Annotated in this window: 21 protein-coding genes, 1 tRNA gene and 1 pseudogene; 11 read left to right on the forward strand and 12 right to left on the reverse strand. The window is 43.1% G+C overall.

All coding sequences use genetic code 11. From position 1 onward, the window contains the following. A pseudogene (locus LC605_RS16645) lies at positions 1-494 on the forward strand (patatin); the annotation flags it as partial. A gap of 1,276 nt (positions 495-1,770) precedes the next feature. Here LC605_RS16645 and tsaE read toward each other — a convergent pair. Both tsaE and yvcK read right to left on the reverse strand, forming a co-directional pair. Continuing rightward, positions 1,771-2,268, reverse strand: a complete 498-nt coding sequence (gene tsaE, locus LC605_RS16650; protein WP_229548632.1) for a tRNA (adenosine(37)-N6)-threonylcarbamoyltransferase complex ATPase subunit type 1 TsaE — start codon at positions 2,266-2,268, stop codon at positions 1,771-1,773. A 77-nt stretch (positions 2,269-2,345) separates the two neighbouring features. Next, positions 2,346-3,716, reverse strand: a complete 1,371-nt coding sequence (yvcK, locus tag LC605_RS16655) for a gluconeogenesis factor YvcK family protein (protein ID WP_229548633.1) — start codon at positions 3,714-3,716, stop codon at positions 2,346-2,348. A 174-nt stretch (positions 3,717-3,890) separates the two neighbouring features. Here yvcK and ruvC point away from each other — a divergent pair, with 174 nt between their 5' ends. Further along, positions 3,891-4,382 (forward strand): crossover junction endodeoxyribonuclease RuvC, encoded by a 492-nt coding sequence (ruvC, locus tag LC605_RS16660; RefSeq protein WP_229548634.1) that lies wholly within the window; start codon positions 3,891-3,893, stop codon positions 4,380-4,382. A 33-nt stretch (positions 4,383-4,415) separates the two neighbouring features. Here ruvC and LC605_RS16665 read toward each other — a convergent pair whose 3' ends face one another. The 7 genes from LC605_RS16665 to LC605_RS16695 all read right to left on the reverse strand — a co-directional run bounded on the left by LC605_RS16665 (position 4,416) and on the right by LC605_RS16695 (position 10,957). Then, complete coding sequence (locus tag LC605_RS16665; protein WP_229548635.1) at positions 4,416-4,724, reverse strand: KGK domain-containing protein; 309 nt, start codon at positions 4,722-4,724, stop codon at positions 4,416-4,418. Positions 4,725-5,206: 482 nt separating this feature from the next. Further along, positions 5,207-6,280 (reverse strand): c-type cytochrome biogenesis protein CcsB, encoded by a 1,074-nt coding sequence (gene ccsB / locus LC605_RS16670; RefSeq protein WP_229548636.1) that lies wholly within the window; start codon positions 6,278-6,280, stop codon positions 5,207-5,209. A 119-nt stretch (positions 6,281-6,399) separates the two neighbouring features. Beyond that, positions 6,400-8,121, reverse strand: coding sequence for a DUF3352 domain-containing protein (locus LC605_RS16675; protein WP_229548637.1), 1,722 nt, complete (start codon positions 8,119-8,121; stop codon positions 6,400-6,402). 426 nt (positions 8,122-8,547) lie between these two features. Then, a complete protein-coding gene (locus tag LC605_RS16680) occupies positions 8,548-9,111 on the reverse strand; it encodes a Uma2 family endonuclease (protein WP_229548638.1) in 564 nt (187 codons plus the stop codon). A 181-nt stretch (positions 9,112-9,292) separates the two neighbouring features. Further along, positions 9,293-9,868: a Uma2 family endonuclease gene (locus tag LC605_RS16685; protein ID WP_229548639.1), complete on the reverse strand. Its 576-nt coding sequence runs from the start codon at positions 9,866-9,868 to the stop codon at positions 9,293-9,295. 73 nt (positions 9,869-9,941) lie between these two features. Then, entirely contained in the window at positions 9,942-10,556 is a 615-nt protein-coding gene (locus LC605_RS16690) for a chorismate lyase (RefSeq protein ID WP_229548640.1), read from the reverse strand. 320 nt (positions 10,557-10,876) lie between these two features. Continuing rightward, positions 10,877-10,957 (reverse strand) — tRNA-Leu (locus LC605_RS16695). A 524-nt stretch (positions 10,958-11,481) separates the two neighbouring features. Here LC605_RS16695 and accC point away from each other — a divergent pair. Further along, entirely contained in the window at positions 11,482-12,825 is a 1,344-nt protein-coding gene (accC, locus tag LC605_RS16700; RefSeq protein ID WP_229548641.1) for an acetyl-CoA carboxylase biotin carboxylase subunit, read from the forward strand. Between the two features lie 83 nt (positions 12,826-12,908). Here the strand turns inward: accC and LC605_RS16705 are convergent, their stop codons facing one another. Then, positions 12,909-13,202, reverse strand: a complete 294-nt coding sequence (locus tag LC605_RS16705; RefSeq protein ID WP_229548642.1) for a YggT family protein — start codon at positions 13,200-13,202, stop codon at positions 12,909-12,911. Between the two features lie 718 nt (positions 13,203-13,920). Between LC605_RS16705 and psbX the strand changes: the two genes are divergently transcribed. The 4 genes from psbX (at position 13,921) to LC605_RS16725 (ending at position 16,484) form a co-directional block, all read left to right on the forward strand. After that, complete coding sequence (gene psbX / locus LC605_RS16710) at positions 13,921-14,040, forward strand: photosystem II reaction center X protein (RefSeq protein ID WP_012412183.1); 120 nt, start codon at positions 13,921-13,923, stop codon at positions 14,038-14,040. A gap of 253 nt (positions 14,041-14,293) precedes the next feature. Then, positions 14,294-15,211, forward strand: a complete 918-nt coding sequence (locus tag LC605_RS16715; protein ID WP_229548643.1) for a Ycf66 family protein — start codon at positions 14,294-14,296, stop codon at positions 15,209-15,211. 47 nt (positions 15,212-15,258) lie between these two features. Next, on the forward strand, positions 15,259-15,819 hold the full coding sequence (locus LC605_RS16720; protein WP_229548644.1) for a hypothetical protein: 561 nt from the start codon (positions 15,259-15,261) through the stop codon (positions 15,817-15,819). A gap of 140 nt (positions 15,820-15,959) precedes the next feature. Further along, positions 15,960-16,484 (forward strand): Tol biopolymer transporter periplasmic protein, encoded by a 525-nt coding sequence (locus tag LC605_RS16725; RefSeq protein ID WP_229548645.1) that lies wholly within the window; start codon positions 15,960-15,962, stop codon positions 16,482-16,484. A gap of 402 nt (positions 16,485-16,886) precedes the next feature. Here the strand turns inward: LC605_RS16725 and LC605_RS16730 are convergent, their stop codons facing one another. Continuing rightward, on the reverse strand, positions 16,887-17,882 hold the full coding sequence (locus LC605_RS16730; RefSeq protein WP_229548657.1) for a succinate dehydrogenase/fumarate reductase iron-sulfur subunit: 996 nt from the start codon (positions 17,880-17,882) through the stop codon (positions 16,887-16,889). Between the two features lie 1,244 nt (positions 17,883-19,126). Here LC605_RS16730 and LC605_RS16735 point away from each other — a divergent pair. Together LC605_RS16735 and LC605_RS16740 are read left to right on the forward strand one after the other, a co-directional pair. Then, positions 19,127-19,564, forward strand: a complete 438-nt coding sequence (locus tag LC605_RS16735; protein ID WP_229548646.1) for an AbrB family transcriptional regulator — start codon at positions 19,127-19,129, stop codon at positions 19,562-19,564. 180 nt (positions 19,565-19,744) lie between these two features. Then, a complete protein-coding gene (locus LC605_RS16740; RefSeq protein WP_309143266.1) occupies positions 19,745-20,614 on the forward strand; it encodes a type II CAAX endopeptidase family protein in 870 nt (289 codons plus the stop codon). 322 nt (positions 20,615-20,936) lie between these two features. Here LC605_RS16740 and LC605_RS16745 read toward each other — a convergent pair whose 3' ends face one another. After that, positions 20,937-21,899 (reverse strand): M48 family metallopeptidase, encoded by a 963-nt coding sequence (locus tag LC605_RS16745; RefSeq protein WP_229548648.1) that lies wholly within the window; start codon positions 21,897-21,899, stop codon positions 20,937-20,939. Between the two features lie 229 nt (positions 21,900-22,128). On the opposite strand from LC605_RS16745, the gene LC605_RS16750 reads away from it, so the two are divergent. Further along, positions 22,129-23,724, forward strand: coding sequence for a helicase C-terminal domain-containing protein (locus LC605_RS16750; RefSeq protein ID WP_229548649.1), 1,596 nt, complete (start codon positions 22,129-22,131; stop codon positions 23,722-23,724). 337 nt (positions 23,725-24,061) lie between these two features. After that, positions 24,062-24,277, forward strand: coding sequence for a DUF2839 domain-containing protein (locus tag LC605_RS16755; protein ID WP_229548650.1), 216 nt, complete (start codon positions 24,062-24,064; stop codon positions 24,275-24,277). The last annotated feature ends 52 nt before the right edge of the window (positions 24,278-24,329 follow it).

Consider the following 24,329-nt stretch of genomic DNA (forward strand, 5'->3'; position numbering starts at 1 on the left):
TCAAGCAACAATATAAATTAGATAATCTGCGATTGGAAGATATTTCTATCCTTTCTATTGGTACAGGTCAAACTGGTGAACCATATCAATATGAGCAAATAAGCAAATGGAGAGGCTTAAATTGGGCACAAAATCTTACTAATATCTTTATGGAACCTACATCTGAGATTGATAGTACGATTTGCCGACAAATCATGGGTGGATATGATTCTAAACGTTACTTACGTCTTCAGTTTAACTTAAATGAGACATTTAAACCTAAGCCAAAAGAGACTTATAAAGATCCTCGCATTGTATTACCTCCAGAAGATCGAAAAAACCGATTTACAGGTGAAAAAGTCACTGAAGAAATAGATAATGCTAATTTCGAGATTATTCAGCAGTTAATAGATACTACCTCTGCATTTATTGACCGAGGTCTGACCTACTATACCAGAGACCACTCCGGTTCTCCGATCAAACAGGCGATCGCATCTTTCATTAGAGATAACTAAAGGTTTGTAGTGAGCGATAAATCGCTCAAATTCAAGCACTTCAGTGCTTACTACGAACACATCAAAATTAATGTAACTGGCGATCTAGTGTATCCACGTAGGCATATTAACGTCCAACATTTAGGATAGAATATCTCGTATTTATACGATAATTCTGTATAAATACGAGATGTTTTAGCTCATATTTCCCTTGATATCAGTGCTAATTACAGATGTGAATCTAAGAAGTTGTTGCTAGTTAAAATTATTTAGAATTAATTTCATAAAAAAATAAAATAGGTTACTTTTTTGTATAGATTGTGAACCTAACTTGGGCATACTAAGTGTAAGAAAAGTTAAATCACTTATACAGAACTTGATTATTGTTTAATTTTTCTCTATCTCTTAAATAATCCAGATTGCTTCTCCGAATCACGGTAAGGAACTAATCTGGTTAAACCAAGCTGACTAAGTTCTGTAAAAACTCTCATTGAACCCAACAACAGCTTATTTATACTTGCTTGATTCATCGGCGATCTAAATCAGTTTTTAACTCTTTATTACAGCAATAAAGCTACTAGACACCAATCCCACTAAGGTTCAGTTAAGGATTTTTGGTATTGATTTTAGGTATGTAGAGACGTTGCATTGCAACCTCTCTACAAAGGATTTGGGGCTTAACCCAAGCGTATTGACACCAATCCTGAATATATATCAATACACTTGGGTTAAGCATTTCCTCCTTCTCCTTCTCTCTGTGTTCTCTGCGCCTCTGTGGTTCGTAAAAAAAAGAGTTTCAGCCCTTTTGTGAACCGTATTGGAATATATATCCCATTAAGTTAAGAATCACCGTAGGTTCAAGACTATTGGGATAAGATGCCCAGCCTGGATTGACTCCCTTATTAAGCGGGTGAAGGTAAAAGTAGTCTCTCTTAAAAAAGAGAGCTAGAGCGTTGTGAATTTTCCCAAATTTCTAATAACTGGCATCGGCTTTGCTGACTGCCAATTTGAGATTGAAGAAAAGTCGATTTGAGATTTTTTGGTTGAGATAACAATGTTAGTAACTGACAATGGCGAGCGTGGTAGTGGCAGATAGGACGAGTGTCAATACTGCTCGGTTAAGAAAAATCGTAGGTTGGGTTGAGGCTCTGCGAAACCCAACAAAGCCCCCCAAATGTTGGGTTTCGTTCCTCAACCCAACCTACACGGGTTAAGGTTTTTGGGCAAAACCTGCGCAGTATTGGGACGAGTGTGAAGTTCTCCCTCGACTATTTGCAGAAATTTTTTAGTGTTGTGATCAAAAAAGTGAAATCCCTCGTATTTCAGTTGGGAAATGGGCTGAAATCGCGGCAATGACTTTGCTAATGGCACAATTGAATGGTATGAGTTCGACTTGACGAGTGCCTTCATGCCCATAAGTCAAACTCACACTCAGATAATTATCTGGCTTGTAGGGCAATCGTTCCGCCCATTCAACTGCCACAATTCCTGGTATGACTTCAACACCTTCCCAGTAACTTTCTAAATTCAGAGCTGCAACTTCTTGTGGTTCTAAGCGATATAAATCTAGGTGGTAAAGGGGGAGGCGTCCTTCCGTGTATTCATTAATCAGCGTGAAAGTGGGACTGACAATGGGTTCAGTAATTCCCAAACCTTTGCCAATACCTTGAACTAGGGTAGTTTTACCAGCGCCTAAATCACCTTCTAGTAAAATTACACTGTTAGGCGTTAGGGATTCACCAAGAGTAATACCTAAGCGTAGCGTCGCCTCAGTATCTGCAAGAAAAATTTTCATAATTCAGCGATTGGGCATTGGGCATGGGGCATTGGTTATTCACAAATGACAAATGACAAATGACAAATGACAAATGACTACCTACCATGATGACCTTTCCCGTACCACCGCAACAATACTTGTGCTAGTTTCTGCGGATTGTGACGGACAAAACCCGTTTCATCTTCATACAAAACATTAGCTGCAACAATCCTTCGTCCTAGCTGAGTTATGGCTTCTCTATCCAGGAAAACGGGATGGGAGTTTTGTTCGGCGTAGCGGATGAGTGATTGCTCCGAGGGAGATTTTTTGTGTATTAGCACAGCATCGAATAGCTGTCTTTGCCCACAAGCAGCATCAATTGCTCTAATGTGGTCAGCAACAGTGTAGCCTTCAGTTTCTCCTGGTTGAGTCATTATATTGCAGATATAAATACGGGGGGCATCTGTTTGAGCGATCGCATCGGCAATTTCTGGTACTAATAAATTAGGAATCAGACTGGTATAAAGGCTACCTGGGCCAATAATGATGTAATCAGCTTCTTTAATTGCCTTAATAGCTGCTGGTACCGCCGGAGGATTGGCTGGAATGCAGCCAATTTTGACAATTTTACCGCCGGCTTTGGGAATGCTAGACTCCCCCTCAATGCGGCGACCATCGGCTAATTCTGCCCAGAGGTGAACATCACTGAGAGTTGCTGGTAGTACTTGTCCCCGCACTGCTAGCACTTTGGAACTCGCTGCAACTGCTTGTTCTAAATCTCCAGTAATATCACTCATTGCCGTTAAAAACAAATTGCCAAAACTGTGACCCGTTAACCCATCTCCAGCCCGAAAACGGTATTGAAACAATTCTGTTAATAACTTTTCTTCATCTGCTAGTGCAGCCAAACAATTGCGAATATCTCCTGGTGGTAGCACTCCAAATTCTTGGCGCAACCGTCCAGAAGATCCACCATCATCGGCGACAGTGACAATAGCAGTAATATTAGCGCTGTAAGTTTTCAGTCCCCTCAGCAACGTAGAAAGTCCTGTACCACCACCAAGTACCACTATTTTTGGGCCTCGGTACAATCGACGATGAGCCATCAAGACATCAATGAGTTCCTCTCCACCTTCTGCTCTTAGTACCTTAGTAATTGAGCCTACGGTACGAGTTTGCCCCCAAAGCACTAACAGCAAGCCACCCAGCAGCACTAAAGGGCCGCTGATATAGTTGGGTAAGATGTTGGTGATTACTCCCAGGAAACCCCTAACCAACTCAATTATCCAAAAAATTGGGGTTAACTTAATCCAAATAGCTAACCCCAAACTTGCTAGCAGTACACCCCCAATACTGATCAACAACCAACGTTTTACCGATAGTCCAGGGGATAACCATTTAAACCACTGGTTAACACGATAGGAAGTACGAGAGCGCGACTGCTTTTGCAGGGCCTTGAGGGATTGTCTAAGAAAACCAATTGACATACCTGATTCGGAGCAGTGCTACAAACAATAATTAACAGAAAATTTACACCACTTGGTTTAAAACATTAGGCGTGAAACTATTATATTTGTCAATCCCATTAGACTAAGAGCAAGTAGTCAAGATTGCCAGCATTCCTAGTTAAACAACACCCTGGCTTGGTAAAAGTGAATTTAATGGAAAAACGAATTTTAGGATTAGATCCAGGACTGGCAATTTTAGGATTTGGGGCAATTAGCTGCACACAAAATCTCAACAAGATACCAGAGACTACAGTAAATATGCTGGATTTTGGCGTCATTAAAACGTCGGCAGATGTGGAAATGGGACAACGGCTATGTACCTTGTTTGATGATTTACACACCGTGATGGAGGAATTTCAACCAGATTTAGTAGCGATCGAGAAACTATTCTTTTATCGGATGTCAAGTACAATCCTGGTTGCACAGGCGCGGGGTATAGTCATTTTAGTGTTAGGTCAACGTCGTCTTCCTTATGTAGAATTTACTCCTGCTCAAATTAAACAAGCTTTAACAGGATATGGCAATGCCGATAAGTTGGAAGTACAAGAAGCGGTGGCGCGGGAGTTGGATTTAGATGAGATTCCTAAGCCGGATGATGCTGCGGATGCTTTGGCGGTGGCTTTGACGGCTTCTTATCAGTTGTAGGTGTGTACACAATTTCAAAAATCAAAGCGAGTATTAGTTTTCCACTTGTTTAAGTTTTAGAAAAATTTCATCAAGTGGTGACTCAGATTCATCAGGACAAAATTCTAAAGCAAGTCTAACTTTTCCTTTTTTCCATCCCTGAGTACTAAATTGCAAAACTTCACAACTTAATCCTTGGGTATACAAATTTACTTCATCTGTCTCTTCTGCCCCAATATATTCTTTAATTGCCGTAATCAAATCACGGACTTTAAAAGTTTTAGCAATATTTAACTTATTAAAAGTGTCTGGTTCTATAGACACAACTTCATCGTGATTTAGTCTCTCAAATCCATCTTCCATAAAAATCTCCTGTCACTAAATCTATATCAGGACTTACGCAAAATCATGAAAAAACGAACCGCAAACGCGAGTGCGTCTCGTAAGAATTGGACGCAAAGGAACAAGAGTTTCAGAGAGTTTTTGCGTAAGTCCTATATATTTTCCAGAGATATAACAGTTCATCCGAAAATAAAATGATGATTTTATAGATTTAAGCCACGTCTATTTTGAAACCTGACTTTTCACATTATGTGGAAAAGCTAACGATTAACCTAATCCCCTTACTGATGCGGGAAGGGTGAAAATTCAAAGTCTCTCTCCTTTTAGGAGAGAGACTTTGAGAGAGAATTTGCCCTGATCCCCCAACCTTTCAAGGGTAGGTTTTTTGGAATCTCGAAAATAGTTGAGAAAATTATCAACTATTTAACGTGGTTTGGTCGTTTCAGAATTTTTAAATCCGCTGAAATAGTCAAAAAATGACCAAATACAAAATACCTAGGTTGTTAGAAAAACCAACCGTAAGAATGCAAACCTTTACCCAAAAGATTCACACCGAGATAGCAAACCCAAACGACAATCAAGCCAGTACCGGCTAAAATTGCGGGACGGCGGCCTTGCCAACCGCGAGTAATTCTGGCGTGAAGGTAGGCGGCGAACACTAACCAGGTGATTAATGCCCAAGTTTCTTTGGGATCCCAACTCCAGTAGGAACCCCAGGCTTCGTTGGCCCAAACGCCACCGGCAATGATACCAATTGTCAGCAGGGGAAATCCCAGCCCGATGATGCGATAGCTGATGTTGTCGAGGGTTTCGGCAAGGCTAAGGCGCTGGGGTGAAAGGGGTTCAGAATTTGGGATTTGGGATTGGGGATTTGGGATTGGGGTTGTTGTGACTAAACCCAAAACTGCGGTGTTACCGTTACCGTTACCGTTGCTACTACTTTCAAAACGAGCAAAGCCGTTATTTTCGACAGCAGGGGCTGGTGGTTGAGAAATTAGTTCAGCTGCTTTGTGTAAGCGGTAGCTGTTGCTGCGATAGCCACCAGTACCTACAGAACTGCCTTGTAGTTGGATATTTTGACCGCGAGTCACAATTAAGAAAGCGATCGCTAACAATGAACCCACCATCAAAGCAGAATAACTCAACATCATGACGCTAACGTGCATCATCAGCCAATTTGACTTCAATGCAGGTACTAGGGGTTCTGACGCTTGCATTTGCGATGGTAATGTGATCGTGGCAAAAGCAGCGATCGCCATTGCCACCGGAGCTGTAGCAACTCCTACTAAGCGGCTACGGCTACTATTTTCGGCAATTAGATGGACGGCGGTAATTCCCCAAGTTAAGAAAAACAGAGATTCATAGAGATTACTTAAGGGAAAGTAACCAGCTTCTATCCATCGTGCCCCTAAGAGAGTCGCTATGCACAAATTCGCGATCGCCATCCCAGCTGTCCCCAAAGCGGCTAGATAAGGCAGATTCGGAAAAGCCGCTCCTCCCCAATACACCAGCATTGTCAGGAATAATATCGCAAAGGAGGCATTGTCCAGCCAGTTCTGGAGTACAACCAGATTCATAAAGTCTTCTCTCCGTGGATAATTTAAAATATCGATTCTTACTGTTCTGATCCTATATGGTTAAAGGGAAATAGAGAATGGAGCATCTCTTCGACTTCCTCCCTCATCCCCCCACTCCCCTATCTACTCACTTTTTTGAGTGCGATAAAAATGTCGTAACGGTTACTGCGACTGTCGCTGACAGCAGATGTCATCCCAATTGAGCGCGTTGCATCTAGCAAAGTTTGCTGATTGGGAATTAGAGTCGGTAAAGGGAAGTTTTTCACCGTTCGTTCCACATCCAAGAAAAATTGACCATTTGTCGGATTTGGTTCTGTAGGAACTGTTTGTTGGAAGCGGATTGTGCTAGCTAGTGTATTGTTAGGTTTGGGAACAATTTTATCAGTGATGGGAGCGCCCACTACCAAAAAGGCAACATCTCCATCTAACCAGCCGTGAGTGGCAGTTAATGTACCATAAGGTGAAACCCAGTTAACAACGGGTTGACCTGCGACTTTCCCCGGTTGGACTTGGAACTGATATTGATTTCTCATCACATCATCTAGCTGTTTTAAGGATGTTTCAGCTGATTGGCGTAGGCTTTGCCCGTCGTAGGCACTGTTTGCCTGTACCATGAATACCAAACCCGCACGAAAATCATCTGGTGATCCCTCTTTTGAAGTATTAGGAATCAATGATAAGGAAAATTCGCCTTTCATCCAACTGAGCAAATCCTTATCCAAATCGAGATTGATCAGAGATTTTACACCACTCCGCAGCTGTTCTGGTGCCATCGGCGAGAGGGGATTTCCCTGGGATGTTAAAACGTAATCTCCCCACAACCTTTGTAAGTTACCGCCAGATAACATCATTAAGGTTTCTGCTGGTAAGCGGCTTGGCATTTTGCCAGCTTTGTTTTCCACCGCCAGTACACGTTGACTATTAGGGTTTAGCCAAGAAACGCCCTTGAAGCGGATTCCTTCTGATTCTAAGGTCATTGTCCCCGCTAAACCTTGGTTATTTTGCAGTTGAGCCAAAACTTGAGCAGGTAAAGGGCGGTTTGGAGAAGCTGCGGCTATTTTGGCTGCTGTTGGCACGTTGACGTAAAACTGGGCAAAGGGTTGGTAGTTGGCAATTTTCGGAAAATTCTCAGCAAAGCCCCCTGTTGTAGCTAGGGATGTTTTATTTTTATAGGCATCGATCGCTCGTTCTGTGGCTTTGGGACTATCAGTTATGACTAAAAAACGCCCATCTAGTAATGCTGCTGAGAAGTTTTCCCCTGCTTGTCCCTCACTTTGTTTAATGGCGATCCCTTGATAAATACGCTCAATCCATTTGCCTTGTTTAAGGCTTTTGGGTTGTGCCAAAAGTATTTTGGCAATTTCTGGATTTTTCACTGGTAATACCATTACCATCGACTGCTGATCACTGGCAGCATCTTCATTGCTGGTAACTGGTTTGGGTGCAGCTTTACTCGCTATTGCTGGGGCAAGGATTGCGATTGTAACATCATTACCTACCCAAGGAGCGATATCTTTCTGGAAGTCGTAACCATTATTAGTGAGAAAGCGATCGCGCAATTCTACTAAATTTTTATCCAGTTCTGCTTGGGTTTCTTTTGTCCCAAAGTCGCGTAATTTTTGCCACTGCTGGGGATCTGTTGTTAAGGAAACCGCAACCAGCGCATCACCAGGAATAATATTTGCACCTACTAGCAAATCGCTAGAAGATATTTGCCTCTGGCTTAATAACCAGTATGCTATACTGCCGGCACCAATCAATAATCCAGCAGACGAGAGCGTCAGCACCAGAGACGGTTTCTTATTTTTCTTCATCGGAACAGACACAACAGGCGGTGCCATTGAAACCTATACCTCATACTTGCAAACTTATTACTTGCTTGATTAGTCAAGTACACCAACAGGGTTAACCATTCTTTAGGGCAGCTAATTAGATTAAATTTTTCTACCCTCGATGTTGATGATACTTCGGTAATCAACCTTCCCTACTCTTTCAAAAGCTGTGTTTTTGACTCAGTTACCATTTTTAACACGCTTTGTTGAATTTCGTAGGACGTTTCCCTAAAATTAATACCTCAGTCGGAAAGTTTCTGCAAGTAAATCTGTTATTTCAAGCAATTAGAGAATATAACTAATTGGACAAAGCTGAAACTCAATTTCAGCTACTTGGCTTTGGTCGGCAGCGATAGGCGATCGCGCCACATCACAAGTGCAGTATTTTTTGGGACAATGCGGTAAGCCAAGCTATACCTCCAGGCTGATGGTTAGCTATACTTGCAACTCAAATCCAGGTAATATATCTTCTCCAGAAACAATCGCTGGAAGACGCACAACTTCTACAGCTTTCAAAAGTCGGTAAATTTCAACTTGACGATCTTGAGGATTAATCAGCCAACCCAAGCGCAGACCATTTTGAATGTATTCCTGCATTTTCTCTTGAATCGGTGCAAGGCGATCTGTCTCCGAACGCAGTTCAATTACAAAATCGGGTACAAGTGGCGGAAATTTTTTTCGTTGTTCTGGTGTCAAAGCTTCCCACCTTTCCAATTTTACCCAAGCAGCATCAGGAGAACGTTTTGCACCGTTAGGAAGTATAAAGATAGTTGAAGAACTAAAAACTTTTCCTAATTTAGCTTGACGATTCCAAATATTCAAGTCTGTAATTAAATCAGCTTCTTGATTTCCGCTTTCTCCTCCTACTGGTGGCATAATTATTAATTCTCCGGCTGCATTCATTTCCAGGCTTAAATCACGATTGGCAATACACAATTGATAAAATTGCTCATCCGTTAAATGAGCAATCGGTTCTAGATTTAACACAACAGTATTCATTAAACCTTTCCTCGCGTCTTTCTTACTAACCAGGACTTACGCAAAAACTCTCTGCAACTCTTATTTCTTGGCGTACTTGGCGTACTTCTCCCTTGGCGCTAGCCTCTCCCTTTGGGAGAAGGGGAGACGCACTCGCGTTGGCGGTTCGTTTTTTCATGATTTTGCGTAAGTGCTACTAACATCAGTAGGAAATTCTTGCTTGTTGGAAGATTAATTGAGGCGTAATTTGCAACCCTTCAAATAAGGAATCTTCTAAACTATCAGTACCGCGTTTAGTCTGAGGCAGAATATCAGGATAAAAAATAGTAATAGTTTTAGCTCTAGAATCAATAATCCAAACTCGTTGAACTTTAGCTTTGAGATAATCAGTTGCTTTTTCGGTCATTTCTCCGAAAGTTTGACCAGGGGAGATAATTTCAATGACTAATTCGGGTGCAAGAGGACAAGCCTCATCTTGCAACCAATCAGCAGACAGACGGTTATAAGAAATATAAGTCAAATCTGCTACAGGAACCCAGTCTTGTTGATTTCGCGTTAGCTTAATTGCCCATTCAATTACAACCCGCCCCTTTCCTCCCGCCCATGCAGACAATAGTATAAATAACGCACCTGTTATACAACTATGAAAAAATTTTGGTGCCATCTCATCGTTTTTGAATTTAGCAACAGCTTCTCCATCAATGAGTTCGTAGGTGATATCTCCTTCAGGAAGTGTCAGAAATTCTTCAAGGGTGAGTTGGGTTTTAAATTGAATCATGGTTTATCTTGGGGGATGACTCTATTTTAGAGAGAATGCGATCGCACAACAACGGCAAACCATCACCGAAAACTCATGATTTTAATTGCATAGCCCCCAAATATTTGGTTAAATAAGGCGAAAAAACTTCATAAATTAACGTTAGTGGCTGTCCATGATGCCAAAACAAGTAGTGGCGACCCCAAAAAGGCCCAGTTGCATCAAAACCACACTCTAGCGCCGATGAGTCACCGTAGTAAATCCCTCGAACATCCCGATACAACTCTGTACGAAGACGAGCTAAACTCGCCCAAATTGGTAATGAACGATTTTGCAAATACTCATCTACATGACTGGCTTCCCACCACGAGGTAGCATAGGCTAATCGTTGACCAGAAGCAGTACGCAGCCATACTTGTCGCCGTAGTCGCGGCCCTGGAACAGCTTGGATTAACTCAGGAGCGCCATCCAAGTCCATGCCAATCAATGACATATCAATGACATCTACTTCTATAGGTTCACCTGTAAGCAATTCTAGATGACGTGTTGGAGAGCCGTCACCCAAAAGCATTAACTGCCAAGCAGGTGCTAGCTGAGTATGAGGTAAACTTTGTTGAATTACTTCCTCCCCTCCTTGCCAAATCGGAGTGAGGCGATGCCAAGCTGCTGGCAGTGTTAAGTTGTTTGTCGCCGTAAAAGTAATACTCAATGCTTTTTACAAAACTTCACATATCTCTATAAAAGCATAAAAAACCATAGAGTCATTTGTCATTTGTCATTTGTCATTTGTCATTTGTCATTTGTCATTTGTCATTTGTCCTCTCTTACAAATTTCTGATGCCTGGGCAAGCCGCAAAGGGTCTAATCTCGCAAGAGATTTTGCGCTTTGTCCTTTGACCAATGACCAATACTTCGACTTCGCTCAGTACCAATGACCAATGACCAATGACCAATGACCCTCTAGATTTAAGGGTCAATAATCTTAGGTCTTTGACCTTTGACTATTGACCCTTGCTAAACAACCAAAAATGCGGATGGCGAGACTCGAACTCGCAAGGCAAAGCCACACGCACCTCAAGCGTGCGCGTATACCAATTCCGCCACATCCGCATGGTTTCTCTAAAGATAGACTATAGCATAAGAAAATAATTATAGTAAGGTGATATCTAAACTCAGTTGTTCAAAAATGTAAATTTTTCAAGGCGGTATCAGATTGACAGAAATCTAGCAGTTGCACAAGTGATATTAAACAGGGTAGAGCTACTGGGGTGCGATGGTGTATCCGCCCGCTTGATAGCGATGTCTACGACAGGCTATGACGCTCCTGTCTTGAAAAGTGAGGCTACGCACAGTCGCTAACAGATCAGCCCAAGCCGCAACTCCGACTTTTCGCTGCGTCGATAACGCTATGCTATCGGTGATGCCAAAGCCTAGTTTGGTAAGCTAGCCAAGACTTACAGCAGCAATGTTGTTAGTGTAGTAAGACCCGTAGAGGTAGCAATCCTGCAATATGAGAGTTTGCTTAGAATCAGGGTGACGAATCTCCTGTGATAATTTGAAATAATGCCCAAGCGTTGTTTCAAGTTTGATCAGAGAAAATGTCAATCTACTGGTAATGATATCGAAACTAAAAAATGAAGTTTGACAAAATATTAATTGCCAATCGGGGAGAAATCGCCCTTCGCATTCTCCGCGCCTGTGAAGAAATGGGGATTGCGACAGTCGCGGTTCACTCTACCGTTGACCGGAATGCTCTCCACGTCCAACTTGCTGATGAAGCGGTTTGCATTGGCGAACCTGCTAGCAGTAAAAGTTATTTGAATATTCCCAATATTATTGCTGCCGCACTGACACGCAATGCTACTGCCATTCATCCAGGTTATGGCTTTTTGTCAGAAAATGCCCGGTTTGCAGAAATCTGTGCCGACCATCATATTGCTTTTATCGGCCCAACTCCAGAAGCTATCAAGCTGATGGGGGATAAATCCACTGCCAAAGAAACCATGCAAAAAGCTGGAGTCCCGACAGTACCAGGTACTGAGGGGTTGGTAGAATCCGATGAAGAAGGATTAAAATTCGCCAAAGATATTGGTTATCCAGTGATGATCAAAGCCACCGCCGGTGGTGGTGGACGGGGTATGCGCCTGGTGCATTCTGAAGATGAGTTTGTCAAACTTTTCCTCGCAGCCCAAGGAGAAGCAGGAGCAGCTTTTGGTAATTCTGGCGTTTATATAGAAAAATTTATTGAGCGTCCCCGCCACATCGAATTTCAAATTTTGGCGGATAACTACGGTAATGTTATCCACTTGGGCGAACGGGATTGCTCAATTCAGCGCCGGAATCAAAAGCTACTAGAAGAAGCTCCCAGTCCGGCTCTCGACCAAGACCTGCGTGAGAAAATGGGACAAGCTGCTGTCAAAGCTGCCCAATTCATTAATTACAGTGGGGCGGGTACTATCGAGTTTCTCTTGGATAGATCCGGTAAATTCTACTTTATGGAAATGAACACCCGGATTCAAGTAGAACATCCTGTAACAGAGATGATTACTGGAATAGACTTGGTTGCCGAACAAATTCGGATTGCCCAAGGGGAAAGACTTAAACTTACACAAGAGCAAGTAGTTTTGCGGGGTCATGCGATCGAATGCCGGATCAACGCAGAAGACCCGGATCATGATTTTCGTCCTTCTCCTGGACGGATCAGTGGCTATCTTCCCCCCGGAGGCCCTGGTGTTCGGATTGATTCTCACGTTTACACAGATTACCAAATCCCGCCTTACTACGATTCCTTAATCGGCAAGTTAATTGTTTGGGCCCCAGACCGGCCCACTGCTATTAACCGTATGAAACGCGCACTGCGGGAATGTGCTATCACTGGACTACCCACTACCATTGGGTTTCATCAAAGAATTATGGAAACTCCACAGTTTTTGCAGGGTAATGTTTATACCAATTTTGTGCAGGAAATGAACGGTTAGGGGAGTGGGGAGTGGGGGGATGAGGGGGATGAGGGGGATGAGGTGTAACTAATGCCAGATGCCCAATGCCCAATGCCCCATCCCTAATTCACACGAGATAGCATAGTCAGCAATCCTTGTTGACCTAGCAGAATTTCTCGTAGCAGACTGAAGATGCCAACCCAAATAATAGGTGTAATGTCTACCCCACCTATAGGTTGCACTAGCTTTCGCAACGGAATTAAAAATGGCTCAGTGGGCCAAGCTATTAAATTAAAGGGCAAACGATTCAGATCCACTTGCGGATACCAAGTGAGAATGATCCGGAATATAAATAAAAATGTCATCAGCCCTAACACAGGGCCCAGAATCCAAGCAGTCAGGTCAACACCAGTCATCAGTTTAAGGTACTATCTATCTTGACACTCTCAGGTCTGAAGACACTGAGATTCTTAGCTCATTGACGTGCCTTAAAATTGTCTATCCTTACGGCAGTATTTAAACCTCACACCCGTTCCAGAGAACAAAGTGCTGAGTCTAATTTAAACAATCCCAGTGGGCTTCATCTCCCTAAGCGTTAGAAAATCGTTTTTCTAGTTCCCGTATGCCCTACGGTACTTTGTCCGATGAATAAGTAATGTTGTTTACTGGTCTGAATGCGCGTTGGCATCCTAGCTTTTATTTATCGTGGTTTACTCGCTACCCACTATCCATTATTTTTTCCTAGCCAGTCGTTTTGGGGTTGGTTATCCATTTGTGCTAGCGGTTATTCTACCTGTGGCATAATTATATTATACCAGTCCCCGTACCAAAAATTAATTCTGAATGCGGTTAAAACCGCACGAGTTGCTTAGATCTCAAAGCTAAAGCCACTGAGCTTTACCCTTACCGACTAACTTGTAAAGAAAGAAAAACTTAGGCGATCGCCACGAAATTTGAAGCTTTGTAAAGCACTCTCATCATTATTTTAACCAAATGCTGCTACTTCCTCGCGAAATAAAAAAGTAACCTGGCTCACAGCAATTATCAAGTTTGGCTGTTCCGAGTTAGAGGCTTCTCAAGAAAGTAATACACTATTAAAATTAGGATGAAGTGTGTAAAAAAAGGTTTAGAAGTATGACGCCTTCTTTAGCAAATTTTCTTTGGAGTCTGCTATGGGGTACTGCAATTGTTGTAATACCCGTTACAGTTGGTCTAATTTTCATTAGCCAGAAAGATAAGATTCAGCGTTCATAATGCTTATGAGAGTTGAATTCAACTCTCATAATCGATTGTCTGTCAGCTATCTACTTAATTCCACCAAAAGCAGCAGAAACTGCGGCTGGTGGCAGTTGTTGTAGCTGACAGACATAGGTGTTTTTATTTTTCGGTGAGCAGCTTCAGAGCTTCTTTGCCAGAGGCTTTGAAGCTTCAATATTTATCGTGACTAATTAGAGTAGTGATTTTAATTGTGACTCGCTAGCATAGATTTGATATTGGGAAAACAGCAATGATAAATTTTGGGCTGAACTCAGCCAGTTTTCTGGCTCAGGTAAATTTTGGAGCAAACTCAGCCAGTATTCTAGGAATTTTCCTGGCTGTGGCTGGGGCAGCACTGTATTTTCTCCGCACTGTGCGTCCAGAATTGTCACGGGATCAAGATATCTTTTTTGCGGCAGTTGGCTTGCTCTGCGGCTTTATTCTCGTCTTTCAAGGATGGCGGCTAGACCCGATTTTACAATTTGGCCAACTGCTATTAGTTGGCACAACTGTGTTTTTTGCAGTTGAAAGTATTCGCTTGCGGAGTATAGCTACCCAGCAAGCAAAGCGTAACACTCCGATTGTGGACGAAGACCGACCGGTTAGCGATCGCTATTCGTACAATGATCGGAGAAAATATCAAGCTGAAATGGATGCAGACTTAGATCCACTGCCTTATGAAGACGAGGAGGAACGCCCAGTGCGTGCCCGGATTCGGGGTAGCAGGGATGAGATTTCCACTCGTGATAACTACTACGAGGAGCAAGCCCCCCGTCGTTCTGAACGCCGCAACAGCAGCAATAGTGAAAGACAGGCTTCAGGGGATAGAACACGTAGGCGTACTTCTGGTCGTCCCGTAAATCGCCCTTCTGAAAGCTCTGAAGAAGAGAATTGGGGTTCTTCATCTAGGGAAGTCGATGATTGGGAAAGTTCGGGTGGGGAAGTCAGAAAACCTTCTCGCCGCACTAATAACGGGCCCCAGCGTCCCGAAAATCGTGAAGATGATGTTGCTCCCAGACCGAGAAGGCGTCGTCCGCCCACTGACTCAACTCCTCGAAAACCGCGCGAAGATGATGAGGCGATCCCAACTGATTATGTGCCATACAACCCGATTGAAAAGCCAAATGAAGGGCCAGATAATTCGACCGATTTTGATGACGATGTTTAAAAAAGTTAGCCTAGAAGTAGGTTCAGAGGCAACGGAAAACAGTTGAGGTGGAAAAATTTACGCCTACATTTTGGCTCCAAAGACCAATTCATTGGAGCCTGGTTTTTGGTTTAACAAGTTTGCTTGTATCTTGTGGTTCTAACAATATTCCCATAGGGCCTACTTCCCTCAACAGTCGCTACACTGAGGATCAACCTGCTTTGAGTGGAAATGGGCGCTTTTTAGCGTTTGTATCTAATCGAAATGGTAATCAGCAGCTACTGGTTTTCGATTTGGAGAGGCAACTTTTTATTGCCACACCGGGGATAAACCGACAGGAGACAATTGCTGAAAGTCCTAGCTTGAGCTACACCGGGCGTTATATTGCTTATCTTACCAGTGACCAAGGTAGACCTGTGGTGGCGCTTTATGATCGCGCTACACAACAGTCGCAAATCGTTACACCAATCTATCGTGGCTGGGTCAGAAAACCAAATATTAGCCCCGATGGACGTTATGTTGTCTTTGAAACCGCCACTCGTGGTCAGTGGGATATTGAAGTCCTAGACCGGGGGCCAAATATTGAGTTAGATATTCCCAATGGTGCAACCGTGGGTTCACCTCCGTAGAGGGAGATGAGGGAGATGAGGGAGATGAGGGAGATGAGGGAGATGAGGAGGAATTATTAAAATTAAGTCTCTTCCTTGTCTCCCCTCTCTTCGTTGTCTACCTTGTCTCTTCTCCATGTCCAATGCCCAATGGCCAATATATGAAACGTGTTTTTTTTATACCTGTATTTTTATGTTTAAGTTTATTGAGTGGGTGTTTTGGCTACCCTCGCCTTTTGAGTTATCCCTTTGATCCGGGGGGTCGGAGTCTCAATAGTTTAGCGTCGGAATTAAACCCCCAAATTTCTGGGAGATACATTGTTTTTATTACTGACCGACGGGGTAGCCAAGATGTTTATATGTTTGATACGGTAACTCGCGATTTAGTTGATTTGCCAGGTTTAAACTCTTTTGATGCGATCGCAACTCATCCTAGTGTTTCACAAGATGGCCGTTATGTTGTGTTTGGTGCTAGCCGTCAGGGGCGATCGGCTATTTTTCTTTACGACAGGGAAACGCGCCAATCACGGAATTTGACTAGTAATCTACAAGCGGAAGTCCGCAACCCTACAATTAGCGCTGATGGTAGCAGGATTGCTTTTGAATCTAGTAACAATGGGCAGTGGGATGTTTTAGTATATGACCGTTATGGACAGCCGTTGAATATACCTCAAGATCCTCGTTGAACAGAAATGTTCTCCCGCAGTCCCCACCTAAAAATACTTGGAAATGTTTACATTTTAGGTGGGGTTAGGGAGAACCAAAATAAAAGTGAATCTTCATTGTAGTAGAATAACACTGGTACGGCAAAGCGAAATTTCGTAGAGGCACGACCATTTACAGCAATTATTTATTTAGGAATTGCTAGTTTTTCTGGGGTTTGGGTAGACAAAAGTTTCTACGATTCACTGAGGACGCCAGTATGCCTGGAAACGCTTAGAAGTCTTTTGGCTTCAAAAGCGCAAGAATCCCCAACCATAATCGCAAGATTTGGTTGGCGGTGCGTTCAAATAGAGTTAGGAGTTAGGAGTTGGGAGTTGGGAGTTGGGAGTTAGAAATTTTAACTCCTCACTCCTCACTTCTAACTTCTAACTTTTGTTTTGCACAGATTCAATTAGCGATCGCACTTGTTCCGTCCCTTCTGAAGGTTCAAATGATCGGGGAAATTTACCTCGGAGGATCATCCGCAAACCGAGGGGTGCAAGACTGAGTAATCCTTTTAAGTCGCGAAAATAGTTACCGACTACTTGTACACCAAATTGACGTTCATCAATCCAACCACCTTCTTTAACTAAATCCACCAATACTTTCCGGTGACGAATTGAGCGACTATCGCTGGCTTGTTTCTGGGTGAGAATTTCTTGTTTGATTTTGGTGATTTGTTCTAATGGTGCAACTTCCATTGGACAAACTGAATCGCAATACAAACAACGGGTACAACCCCATACGCCTTTAGTACCTTCGTTGTAGCTTTCTAAACGATTTTCGGTGTCGCGATCGCGGGAGTCTGCTACCATCCGGTAAGCTTTGGCAAGGGCATGGGGGCCAACAAAGTCTGGATTAACTTCACGGGCATTGCATTCAGAGTAACAAGCACCGCACATAATACAGTTGCCAGTTTGATCGAGGCGCGATCGCTCTTGTGGTGTTTGCAAAAACTCTCTTTCTGGTACTTGTCGTGCTGCTGTACTCACATAAGGCGCAACTGCTTCTAGATTATTCCAGAAACTGCTCATATCTACGACCAAATCTTTAATCACGGGCATATTGCCGAGAGGTGCGATCGTGATTTCACCAATGGCATTTACTTTACTTTGGGATGATGCTATTTGTTGTAATCTGCCAAGTTCACTGCCAACATTTTCCTTACAAGCTAAAGCCGAACGCCCATTAATTCGCATAGCACAGCTACCACAAATGGTATTGCGGCAATTTTTGCGAAACGCCAAAGTTCCATCTTGCTCCCACTTAATATGATTCAAACAATCCAGGATTGTATTGCCTGGTTCTGCCTCTAGGAGGTAGGTTTGCACAATCGGGGAGGAATTCTGTTGCTGTCGAATGACCTTAAAAATAACTTCCATGACCACTAACCAAAATTTTAAAATTGCTTCACCAGCCTCAACAATCATGAGTCAAGACAGGCAGTTGCGAAAAGTGAGCTATACTTTTTTTGCCCTGAATTCAAACCCTGCTGTTAAGATGCTGAGGATGAAAGAGCCATTGATTCTAGTTTAAGGATAACCATTAAAATTTTACTTGTACCATAGCTGTAGACAACATTTGTGTCAAATTTTGAGATAAAACGCCAAAAATGTAATTGCAGCTTTGAATAGTAGTGGCAATCAAGCGCTAGGCAGATGTTAAGAGATTTATTATTTCCATAGACACACGTACAAAATTATCTGGCAGCCTTTGAGCTTAGGGTAATAAACGCAGGACAAATCCTTACCACTTTCAAAAAAAGTTCTTGTACCGGTAATCCCGGATGCGCCAGACTTTTAGATTTTTGCTTCCTCTCAATCAAGAAAATCTTGGATTTAACTCATTGCTCAAAACTGCTGCTCTAAATTAGATAAATTTTTATAAAAGCCATAGAGCAATACTCACGCTTGCAATCAAGGGTTAGGAAAATCCTCACTGCTTTTTCCCAGCTTTAAGTCCAGAAATTTAAATAAAAATTTACCAGCAACTTTAATTCAAAATTAAACAACTATTTTGCTATTATTAGTCCATGCTAGTATTTAATATAAAATTAGGAAGCAACAAAAGCAGAATCAAGAGCCGTACCAGCGCGGCTACTACTGCTTTATTGATTCGTAATGTGGAGACAAGAAAATTCACGTCTCTACTGGCAGTACAAAAGGGTGTATGCCCATAGGACTCTATTGAAATACTATGCTGTCCTAAGCTTGAAGGGACGAGTAGAGAAAACTCTACTTGCTCATTGGCAAGAAAGGCAAGCACTGAAAGTGAAAAACCTGCAATTTCTTGGGTCTACGACTTATTTGCAGTAGAACCTACCCCATTTGTAAAGGTGGCTGAAAGTTACACCGCTACAGTAGCGCCAAAGGAGAAAATAGTTTTCTTTCTGATGGCGAAGAATGGTTAAAAGTGCCGTAACATCACTAAAATTAATGTCTGTGGTAACTATGGCCTCTAGTTGGTTGTGGACAACCATAATAGAAGTGCTTTTGGCTCCTATCGGCAGGAATTCACTCGTTACACTAGGGTCTTCAGTAGCTCGATGCAAATGCTAAAAAGCCAAATGCTGGCATGAGACTACATCGTTTATCAGTTTGGAGAGAGTAAGGAAAATTTGAGCATAATGACTGAAACTGCAACCGCGCCATTAACCGGAAAAGCACTACTTGGTAAAGTGAAAGAACTTTCCACTTTACCACGCCGAGAAAGAGCTAAACAGTGCGGCTATTACACTGTTACTAAGAATAACCAGGTTCGTGTCAATCTCACTGATTTTTATGACGCTTTGCTATCTGCTAGAGGAATTCCTCTAAGTCCAGAAGCACCGAAAGATGGTCGTGGTCGTGAACCGACATATCGGGTAAGTGTCCATCAAAATGGTCAGATCGTAATTGGTGCTACATATACCAAAGCAATGGGCTTAAAGGCTGGAGATGAGTTTGAAATTAGGCTGGGATACAAACATATTCACCTGATTCAACTCGGTGAAACTGATAAAAAATTAATCTCACAAGATGTAGATTCTGACGAATCAGACGAAGATTTGGAAGACGAAGAGTAAATTTGCTGACGTAGGGATAAGTTTCAGCTGATGATAACTTGTCCTTACCCCGATGGCAAACTGGTAGCTCTGTTGAGAAAATTTTGTCCCCAAAAATACGATTAGACCCCTTGCAAAAGTCACGAAATTTAGTAGAGTCTTGATTATTCAGCAAGAAATCTATAATGCAAGAAGTCTATCGTGTTTTTTTTGTTTATTTTGATAACTTTCTTTGAACCTTCGGTCAACGTCTTACTCGCGTTTATGGAAAATGCACCAGCACTAGTTATAGTGATGGCATTTTTTATTTGCTGGATAGTTTGCTGGTTGCCAGTAGCAACAGTATCAGCAATATTGCTTAATTGGCAGCCCTCTAAACCTTTGCAGCCAGAGCAAAAGATGCCGTTATTGGTCTCACTTTACCTATTAGCTCCCCTGATTCTCTGGGGAGTTAGTTGGTTGACTAAGAAATCTTTTTCAGATTACGGCTTTGTTGGTAATCTTTCAACTCTTGGTTCTTTAGCACTAGGTTTCGGTTTGGGAGTGGTGAGCCTAGCTATTGTATTTAGTGGGCAATTCGGGTTAGGTTGGTGTTCTTTTCAAAAGACGAATTTTAAGTTAGTACTACCCATCTTGCTACCGATTTTCTTAATAGCGTTATTAGTCGGTGGGATAGAAGAGTTAGTTTTTCGCGGTTTCCTGTTTACGGAATTAGCGCGGGATTATCCAGTTTGGGTAGCAGCAGCAATTTCTAGCTTGATTTTTGCCTTGCTGCACCTGGTTTGGGAGCAGCGCGAAACGGCACCCCAACTTCCTGGATTGTGGCTGATGGGAATGGTACTGGTGTTGGCACGCTTTGCTGGAAGCGGTAATTTGAGTTTAGCTTGGGGATTGCACGCGGGATGGGTATGGGCGATCGCTACACTGGATACAGCAGAACTAATTACTTACACAGGTAAAGTCTCTGACTGGTTTACAGGTAAAAATAAAAAACCCCTCGCGGGTTTGGCGGGAATTATTTGTGTACTGGGAACTGGAGTAATTATCTGGTTATCTTCTAAGTATTCTTAATTTCCCATAAAAGAGGTGCGTTACACTGCGTTAACGCACCCTACTAATCTTTATTTAGTGACATACTCCTACACTGTACTGAGTACAGTACAGTGTAGGCTTCTCACCCAATCCGGCTATTGCTTAGGAGGCGATGAGCTTTATTAGAGAGACGGAATGCCCTGCCGCCCCTGTTTATTAATTTTAACTTAGATTTGTTCGTTTCCTCCATGTTTCCCGACCGCGCTGTCCCATGGGTCGGGAAACTGTCGTCAACTCACTCGCAATTCATCCCACGCTCCTAAAAGTGAGACGTGGGGCTTCTTGCTGTTTCAGCTAAAAACTACTCAGGTCTTCGGATTCTGTCGATTTCACGTTGTAATTCTTCAATTTGACGGCGTAAAATTTCTGTTTGATTTTCGGAGGATTCTGCTGCAACATTTACTGATCCGGAAGCAGGCGATCGCTGATAATTTCCGCGGCGGATTTGCTGGTATTCTTCGGATACTGCCCACGTCCGTAAATAATGCAAGCGTTCCACAGGGAAAGGATGGCTCAACATCATACCCTGAGCGCCATTATACATCAATAATTTATACACCTGATTTAATCCATCTTCATCTAGTGCCTGATAATTTTCGGACTGCTTGATAAATTCTTGTAAACTACATTCATTGGCATATTTGCGACTACCGCCAGAGAGTTTCATCATTGTTGACATCACAGGATTCAAGTCATCCATCACTAGTAGTGCAGCGCGATCAGACGATAACTCAGCTTTCCGCCGCCACTCAAAAAAGGCGTAAATCAAGCCCTGTGTGACAACATTACCAATGCCGAAGGTCAATTCTCCTATGGCAGAAGCAGCACTCATCGCCCACATCGCCATTTGAATTAAAATAGTATGACCACATTTAATATGCCCCAGTTCATGGGCTAGCACCGCCCGAATCTCGGCTTCGTCTAGTAAGTCTAGTGCCTCTGTATTTATGACTATGTAAGGATTCTCTTGCCCCAGTGCATAGCTATTTGCTTGGGGATTTTGCGAGACAAACAGTGTAGGTTCTGGGTAAATGTCCAAATCTCGGACGCATTCCCGAAACATTTGGTAAATAGTGGAATATTGACGCGGCCCGACTTGGATGGTGTTACCCATTAGATAGACTAATTGAGGGCGTTCGTAGATAAATTCCACAAATTTACGAGCGATTAAATCAAATCCCGGTAAATTTCGTAAAGCTTGCTCGGCTTGGCGATCTAGTGGATGCCTGAAGGCTTCGCTGGAAATTCCTGTGTAAGTTGGCATAATTTAGGGTATTGGGTGATTGGTCATTGGTCATTGGTCATTGGTCATTGGTCATTGGTCATTAGTCATTGGTCACTGGTCATTGGTCATTAGTCATTAGTCATTAGTCATTGGTCATTAGTTTTGGATCAATGGCAAAGGACAAAGGACAAAGGACAAATGACAAATGACAACATAATAGAAATGGGGCTTTGCTCGTAAAAGTCACTTTGTATGGAATTAAAAGCGTGTGATTGAGGCAGAAGTTCATTTGTCACTACATAACTTTTTGCGATCGCAAGCGGGGTTCCCTTCCTGGCCCCATCATTTGACGATGGCACGGTTGGTAGCACGCGCCTTGCGCCTGGGACGTAGCGCCCTAATTCAAGTCGGGGCGGTTTGTGGCTATCAAGGGCGATATCGTACTAGTTTCGTAGCATCAGCCCTGATGTGGCATGGCCCTGTAATTATTGTTGCTCAAGAAGCGGTGCAGCAACTTCTGCTGCGGGTGGAAATTCCCCGTCTACAGCAGTGGCTACCAGCCAATAAATCGATAAGAACAGGTGATGCTTGGCCTGGTGGTGAGTTTGAAGGGCTACTGTTGACCTCCCCGGAAGCTTGGTTAAGAGGACAATTAGCTGGTGGCGATCGCTTTCCCCAAGGTATTCCCACAATTATCGATGGGGTAGATGATCTCGAAGATTGGGTGCGTGATCAACTTACCCAAGATATTCAACCCCATGATTGGGATCAACTCATGTTGGCTTACCCAAACCAAGCTGAGGCAATTCGCGAAGCGCGGATCCAACTGACACATGAACTTTTTCAGCATCCTGCTAATCCCTATGAGTGCTATCTAATTTCCCAGCCAGAAATAGAAATTTTAAGCCGTCTGTATTTGGCTTTAGAGTCAGTACAAGCACTGCCAGAACCTTGGAAACAATTCTGCCAACAATTTCAAGAAAATCTTTCCCCCTCATCCCCCTCATCCCCCTCATCCCCCTCATCCCCCCCCGTTCCCTCATCCCCCCCTGCTCTCTTCTGGGCGACTATAGCCCATCGACAAGGTTTATTTTCTTTGCACTACGCGCCAATGGAATTAGGGGAAATACTCTCGCCCATTTGGCAGCGACAACCAGTAGTTTTAATTGGTAGCGCTATCGAACCGGAAACTGAGGCTCCCCTTTTCCGACAGCGCCTGGGTTTGGACGATTTAACTTGCCTGAAATTCTCTTCGGAGAGTCAAGCCGAAGCCATTCAACTTTATGTACCCTATAAGCTGCCCCTACCTAACACACCAGAATTTCAAGCGGCATTTATTCACAAAGTCCGCACGCTGGTTTGTCTAAGTGCTACAGCACCAGGATTAACGGTTGTTTTGGTAGGGGATGTACCACTCAAGTCTCAAGTTGCGGCAATTCTGGCCTCAGAGTTTGGTTCACGGGTGCAAGTAGAAAAAACTTGTTTAGATGAAAATGGTATTTTGATTAGCGGTTGGGAATTTTGGCGAGAACATCAACGAGTCTTGCCGGCACCTCATCTCTTAATTATTGCTACTTTACCCCTACCATCTCTGGAAAATCCCCTGGTCGCTGCTAGGGTAGCTCGTTATAAGCGATCGCATCAAGATTGGTTTCGTTTATATTTGTTGCCGGCAGCTTTGAATGAATTACAACGGGCGATCGCTCCAGTGCGAGAAAGTCAAGGCATTGTTGCTTTGCTTGATAGTCGTGTGGTTAACCGCAGCTACGGCGCTCAAATTCTCGCAGCTTTAAGTCCTCTAGCACGCATTAACTATCTCGATCCCAGTCTGTTTTCTAACACCAATGAGGAAAATTCTGCTTAAAGTTGAGTTGTCAATTCCCCATACAACTCTACCAGAGGCTGCGCCAACGGCTTCCCGGTTCCTGAGTTTACGGTGAGCATCTCGACTTTGCTCGTTGGCGTAGCCTAAGAAGAGATGGAACCGCAGTCGAACTGCGTAGTCGAACGCGAGTGCGTCCCGCTCTTAAGGGCAGTACAAGTGCCCCATACCTAATTTACATTTTGTCAACCAAAACGCGATCGTCTAAAAGCAAGCACTATTATCAGCTTATAGAAAGCGATGCGATTCATCGCCTCTCTGTAGCCATGATTCCTGGCAAGATAAATTTAGAACCTAAATAAAATTTGAGTTGCTGATTATGGGTGAAGCAAAGCGTCGTAAAACCACACTAGGGGAAACATACTCTCAAGAGACTCGCATCTTACCTTGGGTTCCGATCACAAAAACTCAAGGCGAACAATTTGTCACTTGGACTACTCGTGGTGCCTGGATAGGCATTGGCCTGATGGTTGTAGGATGGGCAACTATCCGTTTTATCGGCCCAGCTTTCGGTTGGTGGCAAGTAGTTTCGTAATTCGTAATTGAATTAGTCGGAGATTTAGACTCCAACTAATTCAAGACCACCA

The organism is Nostoc sp. CHAB 5836 (genome assembly GCF_020829445.1).
Lineage (GTDB): Bacteria > Cyanobacteriota > Cyanobacteriia > Cyanobacteriales > Nostocaceae > Nostoc.